The 11,743-nt window shown below is 32.8% G+C and carries 8 protein-coding genes; all 8 read right to left on the minus strand.

Annotated features, from left to right (window positions below; all coding sequences use genetic code 11):
* The coding region (locus DIU01_RS05565) for a beta-ketoacyl synthase (RefSeq protein ID WP_290832303.1) at window positions 1–1,158 on the minus strand (1,158 nt) is incomplete at its 3' end.
* Window positions 1,148–1,582: a FabA/FabZ family ACP-dehydratase gene (locus DIU01_RS05570; protein WP_290832305.1), complete on the minus strand. Its 435-nt coding sequence runs from the start codon at window positions 1,580–1,582 to the stop codon at window positions 1,148–1,150. The genes DIU01_RS05565 and DIU01_RS05570, both read right to left, overlap by 11 nt.
* Window positions 1,583–1,734: 152 nt before the next feature.
* Entirely contained in the window at window positions 1,735–2,787 is a 1,053-nt protein-coding gene (locus tag DIU01_RS05575) for a type III polyketide synthase (protein ID WP_290832307.1), read from the minus strand.
* Window positions 2,784–3,497 carry a methyltransferase domain-containing protein gene (locus tag DIU01_RS05580; RefSeq protein WP_290832373.1) on the minus strand — a complete coding sequence of 238 codons (714 nt, stop codon included), beginning with the start codon at window positions 3,495–3,497 and terminating at the stop codon, window positions 2,784–2,786. The genes DIU01_RS05575 and DIU01_RS05580 overlap by 4 nt, the downstream gene beginning before the upstream one ends.
* Window positions 3,497–4,633: an NAD(P)/FAD-dependent oxidoreductase gene (locus DIU01_RS05585; protein ID WP_290832309.1), complete on the minus strand. Its 1,137-nt coding sequence runs from the start codon at window positions 4,631–4,633 to the stop codon at window positions 3,497–3,499. Before DIU01_RS05585 ends, DIU01_RS05580 begins: the two co-directional genes overlap by 1 nt.
* Before the next feature lie 64 nt (window positions 4,634–4,697).
* Window positions 4,698–5,996, minus strand: coding sequence for an amidohydrolase family protein (locus tag DIU01_RS05590; protein ID WP_290832311.1), 1,299 nt, complete (start codon window positions 5,994–5,996; stop codon window positions 4,698–4,700).
* 11 nt (window positions 5,997–6,007) lie between these two features.
* Entirely contained in the window at window positions 6,008–9,022 is a 3,015-nt protein-coding gene (locus tag DIU01_RS05595) for an amidohydrolase family protein (protein WP_290832313.1), read from the minus strand.
* A gap of 171 nt (window positions 9,023–9,193) precedes the next feature.
* Entirely contained in the window at window positions 9,194–11,680 is a 2,487-nt protein-coding gene (locus DIU01_RS05600; RefSeq protein WP_290832315.1) for a zinc-dependent metalloprotease, read from the minus strand.
* Window positions 11,681–11,743 lie beyond the last annotated feature (63 nt).

The following is an 11,743-nucleotide window of genomic DNA, read 5'->3' on the forward strand; positions in this document are numbered from 1 at the left end:
AATTAAATCAGCAATTTCGGGATTTAAATCATCACAATTCACATTCGGAAAAATAAATCCGTGGTGAATTTGCAAGACCGATGCCACACTTTCAATACTTCCAGCTGCCGACAAACAGTGACCGACAGTAGATTTCAACGAATTTATATAAGGAAAATCTAATCCTTTTCTGTTTAATGCTTTGGTCCAATTTTTAATTTCCAAACTGTCTTTAGATGTTGCTGTCAAATGTCCGTTAATTGCATCAATTTCATTTGAAGAAATTCCAGAATGAAGTAAAGCATTCTCAATACATTTTTTTACTGCAATTGAATTTGGCGCTGTCATCGTTCCTTCACCTCGTTGTCCTCCCGAATTTACATTTCCACCTAAAACTTCGGCGTAAATTTTGGCACCACGATTTAAAGCAGATTCTAAATCTTCAAGAATTAAAGCTCCAGCTCCACTTCCAGGCACAAATCCTGACGCAGTTGCACTCATTGGTCTTGATCCTTTTTCCGGAGATTCATTGTGTTTGTAGGTGCAAACTTTCATGGCATCAAATCCACCCCAAATGTATGGTCCAGAATCACTCGTACTTCCTGCAATTATTCGTTTGGCTTGTCCTGATTTTATTCGTTCAAATGCCATTAAAATACTTTCTGTTCCTGTGGTGCAAGCCGATGAATTGGTTGTCACTTGATTTCCTAATCCTAATTTTCCGCCGATGTAAGCGCTAACGCCACTGTTCATAGTTTGTGCAACGGCATTACTTCCTAATCTTCGGGTTTGAAAATCATCAATTTTATAAATACTTTCTCTAAATTTTTCAATTCCCGAAGTTCCAGTTCCAAAGATTGTACCCGAATCCCAATCAGGATTTTCATTGTTTTCTATCGATAATCCTGCATCTTTCCAAGCATCCATCGCTGCAATTACACCATAAAGTATTCCGGTTGAGTTGAAATTTCTCAGTTCTAATTCTGTAAAATAGTCTAAAGATAATTCTCTAGAAACATCAGGTTTACCAGCAATCTGACATGAAAATTGTAAACGTTCCAATTCAGAGTCATGCTTTATTCCGGAAATACCGTTTTTAATGGCATTTGTAAACGCGTCGAGTCCTACTCCATTTGGAGCAACAATTCCTAACCCAGTAATTACAACTCTATTTTTCATAAATCATTCCTGCAATTGTTCCGTTACAAACTTCAATTCCTGAATCTTTTATCATTTTTACTTTACACTTTAATTTGCCAAATCTGAAATATATTTTTTCAGAAATTACAACCACTTTTTCTTTTGGAAAAACAGGTTTTAAATATTCTATTTCACTTGATGTTAAGGCAATTAAAGTATTTTTATTAATGTCATTATTTAATAAATATATCCCCAAACAAACTACACCAATTTGCGCCATTACTTCAGTTAAAATTACACCTGGAGTTACTGGATTATTTTTGAAATGTCCTTTGTAAAAATCTAAATTTTCATCAAATGTATAATTTCCAACAACGCCATTTTCAGAAATAGACGTTATCTCGTCTACAAATAAAAACGGTTTTGAATAAGGTAATTTCGCTATTATATCTTGGTTTGTCATACAATTGTTATTTTACACTAATTTCACGAATTTGCATGAATTAAAATAGTTTACTAATTACACTAATTTATTGTTTCTTGATTTTTTGTTATAGCACCAATTTAAAAATATAAAAATCAAAATTTGTGAAAATTTGTGAAATTCGTGTCGAACTAAAATTCTAATAAAATTCGTTGTGCCGAAAAACCTGGTCCGAAACTTAGCATTAATCCTTTCTCTCCTTTTTTAGGATTCGAATCCATAATTCGTTCTAAAACATACAATACTGTTGCGCTTGACATATTTCCGTATAATCGTAAAACTTCTTTGGTATCATTGATGTTTTTGCCTAAATCAGAAAATAAATCTTCAACAGTATTTACTATTTTCTTTCCACCAGGATGAAATATCAAATGATCTATATCTTCCATTTTTAGGTTATTTTTTTCCAAAAAAGGATGAATAATATCGGGAAAATGAGCCGAAATGGTTTCAGGAACTTCAATATCAAGAACCATTTGCAATCCCGAATTGGTTAATTTGAAACCCATCATGTGAATGTTATCGTAAAAATGATACATCTCATCAGCTAGAATTTCCGGACCTTCATCTTCCTCATTTGACGAAAGTAAGATACAAGCTGCACCATCGCCAAAAATAGCAGCACTTACAATATTTGCCATAGAAAAATCGTCCAATTGAAAAGTTGCCGTTGGACTTTCTACAGCAATAACTGCAGCTCGCTTTCCTGGATTGGCTTTCAAGAAGTTTTTGGCATAAATTATACCAGAAATTCCTGCTGCGCAACCCATTTCGGTAACTGGTAATCTAACAATATCTTGGCGTAATTTCAATTTATTAATCAAATAAGCATCCAATGACGGAATCATGATTCCAGTACAACTCACAGTTATGATGTAATCTAAATCGGTTGGTTTCCAGTTCGCTTTTGTCAATGCTTTTTCTAATACTTTTTCGCCCAATTCAATTACTTCACGAACATAAATATCGTTGCGTTCTTCGAATGATGTTTTGGTAAAAACTTCGACTGGATCCATTATAGAATAGCGTTTGTCAACCATTGCACCTTCAAAAATTTTCTTTACTTTTCTAATAAATCGTGGTTCTTGACCTATTAGCCAAGCATCTAAAAACGGCAGAATTTCTTCTGTATTTCTAGAATATTTTGGTAATTGCTTAGCAACTGTTTTAATTTTTACACTCATATTTTTTTCACAATCCATTGGTAACGAAAAGCCCATTTCCAATTAATTGTATAGTTTTTAAAATTTAATTTATTTGAAGTGGCTTCTAATTCACTTCTTTTAAAACCACGAAGTATGGAAACTAATCCGTCTTCTCTTGACATTTTATTCAGTTGAAAAACAAAGCATAAGGCTTGAAAAAGCCGATAAGCAATTGCGCTTCGTTGCAAATCATTTACTACAATGCCTATTGTTGCATTTTTATAAAATTGTGCCATCAACTTTTCTATTTGAGGTTCTTTAAAATGATGTAATGTCAATGTACACAAGACAATATCATATTTTAAATTATCAAATTCAGTATCGAAAATATCTTCGCATAAATAACTAATAGTACTGTATTCTTTGGATAAATTTATCGCATGATTGATTGTGAAATTATTTGCATCAACACCAATTAGTTTAAAATTCCAATTGTTATTTTTGGCGTAATCTGCAAGATATCGCAACATGTCACCATTTCCGCAACCAATATCAACTATTTTAATTTCAGTTGCATTTGATGTGTTTTCTAATAATTTTTGAACGCCTTGTAAAGTTAGTTTGTTTCCTCCTAAAAGCTGATTTATTTTGGCAATTTTATCTAACGCATCACGCAATGTTTCGCCTTCAAGGGCAAAATCATCCATAATTTCATCAGCATCACTTCGCTTTTTAGTATTTATAAAAATCATTTGTATTTTACAAGTATTGGTTTTCCATGCGTCTTTTTAATAATAAATTTCAGAGCAAACGGAACGATAATTAGTATACGCAACAAAATAGTAGAAAGTTTTGGATGTAGTAATAATTTAGCTAAAACACGGCCCATTTTGAGACGATTATTAAAGTTAAAATTCCATTTTTTAGTATATTTTTTTTCACAAACTAACCTGGATTTAATTTTATTACTCAAGAATTTTTCGACTAAATCGGATGCAATTTTAGCACTATGAATCGCCATTGCCATTCCGTTTCCACACAACGGATGAATTAATCCGGCAGTATCACCAATCATCAAAATATGATTTTCGATTGGTAGTTTTTTCTCGAAAGAAATCTGACTTATGGTTAATGGTTTTTCAAAAAGTAATTTAGAATTTTCTAAAACTTTCTTTAAATGCGGATTCTTTTTTAATACAAATTCTTGAAAGTCAGTAATGTTTTTATACTTTTTAAAAGCGTTATATCGAACTAAATAGCAAATATTTATAATCTCATTTTCTACTTTAGAAACACCACAATAACCACCATTAAAATTGTGTAATCCAACAAATTCAGATCTAAATTCACCCGAATAATGTGCTTTTACAGCCAACCACGGCGATTTTTTTTGAATGAAATCTCTATTTAGCAAAAGATCAATATTTGATCTTTTCCCGAAAGCTCCGAGAACAATTTTTGATTTAAGATGTAAACCATTTTCTGTAGTAACTTCAAATAAATCATTATTGAAAACTACGTTTTTAACTTCATCTTTAATGATTTTACATCCATTTTCAATTGCTTTGTTGTAGAGATAAAAATCCAATTCGTACCTACTTATTCCAAATCCTCCCAAAGGTAAATCGGTTGAAATTGACGTGCCATTAGTGGACGAAAACTTTAGTTTTGTTATGGTAGTTGGTTTTATATCAGAAATATTTAAATCCAACCATTCAAAATAAGGTAATACCTCATTTGAAATATATTCACCACAAACTTTATGTTTAGGAAACTCATTTTTTTCAATAACAGTAACCGAAAAATATCTTTTAGAAAGATGAATTGCTGCTGTTAATCCTGCTAAACCACCACCAATAATAATAACTTCCTTCTCGTTTTCCATACCATGTAAAAGTAGCTCATAAGTTTGCTATTTGTTTATTAAATTTCGATTAAATGTTATATTATTATTGGTTTTTAATTTGCTTTTTCTCTTGATATTTAGCTTTGTAACGTTTGTACAATTCGGTTTGATGACTTTCCAAGCTAATTTGTCTTCCATCAACAAAAGCGTCAGAAATAACATTGGTTTTCATATCAAGTGCATCACCTTCAGATATAAACAAAGTGGCACTTTTACCAGATTCAAGGCTTCCGTAGTTTTTATCAACTCCGAGAATTTTTGCAGTATTTAAAGTAATTAATTGAAGTGCTTGTTCTTTTGGAATTCCCCAAGCAGCGCAAGTTCCGGCATAGAATGGCAAGTTTCTTGTTTGCATGCGTTCCATATCACCCGAATTTTCTAATGCTACTAAAACTCCTTTATCTACCAAGATTTTAGCATTTTTGTATGGCAAATTCACATCTTCATCTTCAAGAATTGGCAAACTGTGAACTCTTCTTAAAAGAACTGAAATGTTATTTTGTTTCAACAAATCGGCTACTTTGTAAGCAAAATAACCACCAACAATGGTAACATTTGGTAATTTATTTTTGATTTTGAACAAAACAATATCTTCAATTTCTTTTTCGTTCGTTGCAGTGATGTACAAATTTTTAGTTCCGTTTTGTAATCCATTCATGGCTTCATAGGCCAAATCTTTCTTCGATTTATCACTATTAAGATAAGCCGCCGAATTATCAAAATAATCTTGAATAGCCTTCAGTTGCTCATCGTATTTTTTATTAGGTTCTAAAATTGCTTCGTTTCTTCCACCAGCATAAGTGTAACTAGTTGGCCAATCTAGAAAAATACCGTCATTTTCTTTAACAATTGCGTCTTCCCAATTCCATGCATCCAATTGGACTACAGAAGAAGTTCCAGAAATTCTTCCACCACGAGGTGCAATTTGAGCCAATAAAATTCCGTTTGGTCTTACCGATTCTGTGATAACCGATTCAGTATTGTAAGCAATAATGCTTCGAATGTGTGGATTGAATTCGCCAATTTCACGTTCGTCATCTGAAGCTCTAACGGCATCAATTTCAACTAAACCTAGTGTTGAATTTGGAGCAATAAATCCTGGATAAATATGTTTTCCAGAGGCATTTATGTAAGTATCATGCTTTCCTGGTTTCATTAAATTTCCATCGGCCACGTATGCTATTTTCCCATCAACAATAGAGATTACGCTGTTTTCAACAACAGATCCATTTCCTAAATGGGCAAATCCTCCTGTAATTAAAATTGATTTTGTCTGTTTGGAAGCAGGCGTTTGTTGGCTGTATCCAATAAAAGTTAGTAGTAAGAAAAATATATATTTCATCGAATTTTAGTTTAGTTGATTTTATAATGTGAGTCGGTACAAAAGTCATCCAACGTATCACAATGATAATGACCTGTTGATTTCTTGGTAGGAAGTTGCGTTTTTAATCCGCTGTTTTTAGCTTCTAATAACTCATTTATCAAACTCGCTCTTTCTTTTTTAATGGTTTCTGACGCCAATGCTTCTTTCTCTAAATCATAGAAAATGATTCCGTCGATAACCGTTTTCTCAGCTTTTGCGTAAATAGAAAGCGGATTGTCTGACCAAAGTACCACATCGGCATCTTTGCCCACTTTTATACTTCCAACTTTAGAATCAACTTGTAGAATTTTAGCCGGATTTAGCGTTACAAAATTCCATGCTTCTTCTTCGGTTATTGCTCCGTATTTAACTGTTTTGGCAGCTTCTTGATTCAATCGCCTAGACATTTCTGCATCGTCAGAATTAATAGATACTTGAACACCTTCGCTGTGCATCAATGCTGCATTGTATGGAATTGCATCGTTTACTTCAAATTTATAAGCCCACCAATCGGCGAAAGTAGAACCCGCAACACCGTGATTTTTCATCTTATCGGCAACTTTATAACCTTCAAGAATGTGTGTGAAAGTTTGAATTTTAAAATCATAACGATCGGCCAATTTAATCAGCATATTGATTTCTGATTGCACATAAGAATGACATGTTATGAATCGTTTTTTGTTTAAAATTTCACTTAAAACTTCCATTTCTACATCGTAACGTGGTTCGATTTTATTTTTTCCATTGCCCGATTTGAATGCTTTCCATTCGTTTTGATAAGCAATTGCTCTTGAAAAATAATCTTCATATACCTGCTCGACACCCATTCTAGATTGCGGAAAACGGTTTCTAGCATTGTCACCCCAATTGGATTGTTTGACATTTTCGCCTAAAGCAAATTTGATGTATTTTGGTGAATCTTTAACCAACATTTCATCAGGTGAAAATCCCCATTTTAATTTAACAAATGCTGCGCGTCCGCCAATTGGATTTGCAGAACCGTGCAATAAATTAGCCGAAGTAACTCCGCCAGATAAATTTCTATAAATATTGATATCGTCAGAATTGACTACATCTTCAATAGTAACTTCTGCCGATGAATTTTGTCCACCTTCATTGACACCATTTGAAATTGCAATGTGCGAATGTTCATCGATAATTCCAGCTGTTAAGTGTTTTCCTGTAGCATCAATTGACTTAGCATTGGAACTAGAAATATTTTTTCCAATTTTTACAATTTTTCCGTTTTCAACTAAGACATCGGTTTCTTTTAAAATTCCGTCTTTTTCACCTGTCCAAACGGTTGCATTTTTAAACAAAATAGTTTCTTGTTTAGGTTTAGAATTATTTCCGTAAGCGATATTTGGAAAAGTAACTGGATACATTACAGGAACTTTTGGTTCTTTTTTGTCTTTATCAATTTTAATTTCATGCTCTCCTTTTTTTACAGCAGTCCATGAAGTTTCATTTCCGTTTTGTAAAATGGCTTTTCCTTTGAATGCGTTTTTATCGAAAACTCCAGAAAGCCTTACGAAATTTGCTTTTAGCGTATCTTTATCTTTTATAACTGCATTGAACCAAGGTTCGTTGTACTGAATTTTGGTTCCGTAATTAATACTGTCTTTTGTAGTTTTTGCATCTAATTTAGATAATTCACCTTCGATTTTCAGTTCAAATGTTTGATTATCAAATGTAACATCGTAAATTCCTCTAATATCGGTTAATGTACTTTTTTCGATAATTGTTCTGTTTCCTTGTACCCAATTTTCTTGAATGGTACTTTTTTCTTCGAAAATATCGCCCGAAACTATAATGAAATTCGCCAATTTACCTTTAGATATCGAACCTACTTTATCATATTGATTTAATACTTTAGCCGGATTTTCTGTTAAAGCGGCAATTGCTTTTTCTTTTGGCAATCCATAGAAAACCGCTTTTCTTAAATTAGGAAGAAATGATTTTTGCTCTTTCAAATCGGCTGATGTGATTACGAATGGCACATTATTTTCGGCAAGTATCTTCAAGTTAAAAGGCGCTTGATTCCAATATTTCATATCGCCAACATTAACTAGTTGAGCCAAATAATTATCAGAAACATCATAAGGTTCTGGAAAATTTATTGGAATTATATAAGTTGCATTGGTTTTTTTAATTTCTTCAATGCGTTCAAATTCGTTTCCTTTTCCTTTGATAATAAAGTTTACTCCGAACTCATCGCCAATTTTATCAGCACGAAGATTATTCAGTTTATCACCCGAATTAAAAATTTGAACTAACTTTTTATTGTTATTAAAAGCTTCTAATGAAAAGTCTCTTGTGGTTGAACTTCCTGTTGCATACCATTTGGCATCGTGAAAAACTTGGCGAATTAAAGCCATGCTTCCCATTAAAGAACTTGGATAGGATTGTCTAGAAAGCGAACTTTTTCTAAAACTAAAATGTTGCGAAATAGCGTTATTTAAAATACGTTTAGAGTTATCGCCAATATCATTTAGAGTCCAAAATAAACCAGTTCCAGCAATTACGCCATCGTTATTATGGCTTAAAACTGTTCCAAAACCACTTTCTCTTAAAGTTGTTGCTGCTTTAGAATCGTAGCCTAAATTTTCATAAGCATTATAATCAGGTTTGATGTGATCGTTCCAATAATATCCTTCGCGGCTTCCATCGTATTGTGGCGCAGTTCCAGTAGATTTTGCAGTACCTTTTGTGATTCCGAATTCGCTGAAAATTTCTATGAAAGAAGGATAAATGGTTTTTCCTTTGGCATCAACAATTAGTGCGTTGTTTGGAATTTTAATCGAATTTCCAACCTCTACTATTTTATCTTCCTTTATCAGAATACTTGCATTTTCTAACTTTTGAGTAGAATTTACATATACTGTTGCGTTGATAATGGCCGTGTAATTTTTGAAATTTTGCTTGACACCATCGTTTTTAGGGAAATATTCTTGAGATTGAACAGCAAAACATCCCAAGAAAAAAAGTAGAATAAAGTTGCGCATAAATTATTGGCTAAGTTTAAAATTAGTTTATAAAAATAGTAAAAATGAATTAGTAATAAAACTAATTGTAAATTTTAATACTTGTTTACTTTTATTATTGATGCAAAATCCATGTTGGTCATTTGTAAACTAAAAAAAATCCCCAAATGATTAGTTTGAGGATTGTGCAATTTATTTGATTGGTTTCAGAATTAAATTGATTCGTTCGATGCAATCGTCGTAATGGTATTTTGTTTCAATATCAGTTGGAGCCATTTTGGCAAATTGTAAAGTACTAATTAATTGTTTTAATTCACCGCGAACTAAAGCACGAACATCTGATTGTGATGTCATATAATAGTCATCATTTCCTTCTGGATTCATCTTTTCTTTCATCAAAAATTCCATTCGATCAATGTAGGCACGTTGTAAATTTCTTCTATAAACCGAAACATTTTGTTGGCTCGCTGCTTCTTTAAATAATCCCAAACGCACTTCTCTTAAAAACTGAATTGGTTTGTAATTGGCTTCACTTAAATTGGCACCATCAATCAATCTTCCTAAAGTTTCAAAACTCAATATCTTGTTAAGATGACGCACTTGAATGCTTCTAAATTTATCGGTATAACCAGCATAAGCACTATTTTTTAAAACTGAATTATTAACTAACCAAGTCGGACTTGCAAAAGCATTTTGATGCAACCATTTCAAGGCTTCTTGTTGTTTTTCTTTTGGGACAACTGCATAAATAAATCCGCCTTGATTGGGTTTTTTGTAGGTTTCATAAACACCAGCAATATTAGTAGTTACATGTCCAACATAGCGACTCCAAGCACCTAATAATTCTGTGTACAATTCTGATAAATCTTCATAATCATTTGTTTTATCACTGGTCCATTTTGGAAGATTTTCAGTTACAATTTTTAAATTACTTAAGGCATAAGTACTTGCTTTCATAGCATCATTTCCTATGTCTTCTGTTTGCGAACTTGGGTCGAATGCGCTACCTTGATTTCCAAATTTATAATTTCTATCGTTGGCTTTTTCTTCAATCCATTTGTCTAATGTTGGTGTTTCGCTCTCGCTAGTTTTCGCGTTTGGAATCATTCGGTAACCCCAATTTATGGCATAAAAATCATATGGACCCATTTGTCTAATAAAACGAACATCGCCATCTCCAGGTTGTGCAATGTAGTTGAAACGTGCATAATCCATAATGCTTGACGAAATTCCGAATTGTTTTGTAAATGCTGGTTTTCTGTAATTTTCTACATCATAAGAGCAACTTGCACCCATATTGTGAGGCAATCCTAATGCATGACCCACTTCGTGAGCGATAACCATTTGCATCATTTCGCCCATGTCTTCATCGCTCGTTTCTAATGTTCTCGCTTTTGGATTTGCTGCTCCAGTTTCTAACAAATAGCGATTTCTATAGGAACGTAAATGATTGTGGTACCAAATAATATCACTTTCGATAATTTCACCAGTTCTTGGATCTGAAACACTTGGACCAACTGCATTTCTTGTAGTACTTGCTACATATCGAATTACAGAATAGCGAATATCTTCTGGATTAAAATCGGGATCTTCTTCTTTAGTTGGTGGATCTTTGCAAATAATGGCGTTTTTAAATCCGGCTGCTTCAAATGGTTTTTGCCATTCTTCAACACCTTGTTTTATGTATTTACGTAATTTTTCTGGAGTTGCTGGATCTAAATAATAAACAATTGGTTTTATTGGTTCAACCAATTCACCACGATTGTAGGCTTCGACATCTTTAGGTTCTAAACGCCATTTTCTAATGAACGTTTTTTTATCTGATTTTAAAGCTTCACTTGAATAATCGTAATGATTTAAGGTAAACCAACCTACTCTTTCGTCGAATAATCTTGGCTTCATTGGGATTTCTGGCAATAAAATCATCGACTGATTCATTTGCAAACTAATGCTTTCTGATTCCTCTAAAACTGGTGGTTTAGAAGCAGTAAATGTAAAATCTTGAACCACTTCTATATTGAAAGGAAATGATTTTATTGAAGTAATAAAACTCCTTGACTCATCAAGACTTTTCACTTTGTAGGTTTCTCTTAGTGATGAATCTAATCCGCTTAACGCTTTTACATCGCTACTAAAAAACTTAGTAACATCAATTACAACATTGGCAGAATCTTGGCTAATTGCTTCAATATTAAATGCGTATAATGTTGGTTCATAATTATTTGCTTTAACAGAAATACTAATTGGTAAACTATCATTTGCCACAGCAGCATACGATTTTACTTTAATAACAATTTTATCTTGAATGCGTTCCCAAGTAATTAATTGTTCGTTGATTGAACTTCCGGCGTTGATGTAGCCATTTCCAATTCCCGATGGAAGTTTAGAAATTCTGCTTACCAAAAGCATTTCTTTTCCTAATAAGTTATTTGGAATTTCATAAAAATACTTGTCGTCTACTTTGTGTGTTTTAAAAAGACCTTCTTGCGATTTGGCCTCATTAGTAATTACTTTGTTGTAATCTTTAATTTTGCCGTCTTTTTTCTTGTCAGAAGTTTGAGATGCTTCTTTTGCAGCAGCAGCAGCTTCTTGTTCTTTCTTCTTCTTTTTAGATTGAGAAAAAGTATTCATTGGAAAAATAAAAACACAAAGCAAACAGAGTAAAGTAAGTTTTTTCATGAAATGGATTGAAAAGTTAAGATTTCAAATTTAGGAATTGCTCTAATAAATACCTAATAACTA

Origin of the sequence: Flavobacterium sp. (assembly GCF_003525665.1) — a bacterium.
In the GTDB taxonomy this organism is placed as follows: Bacteria; Bacteroidota; Bacteroidia; order Flavobacteriales; family Flavobacteriaceae; genus Flavobacterium.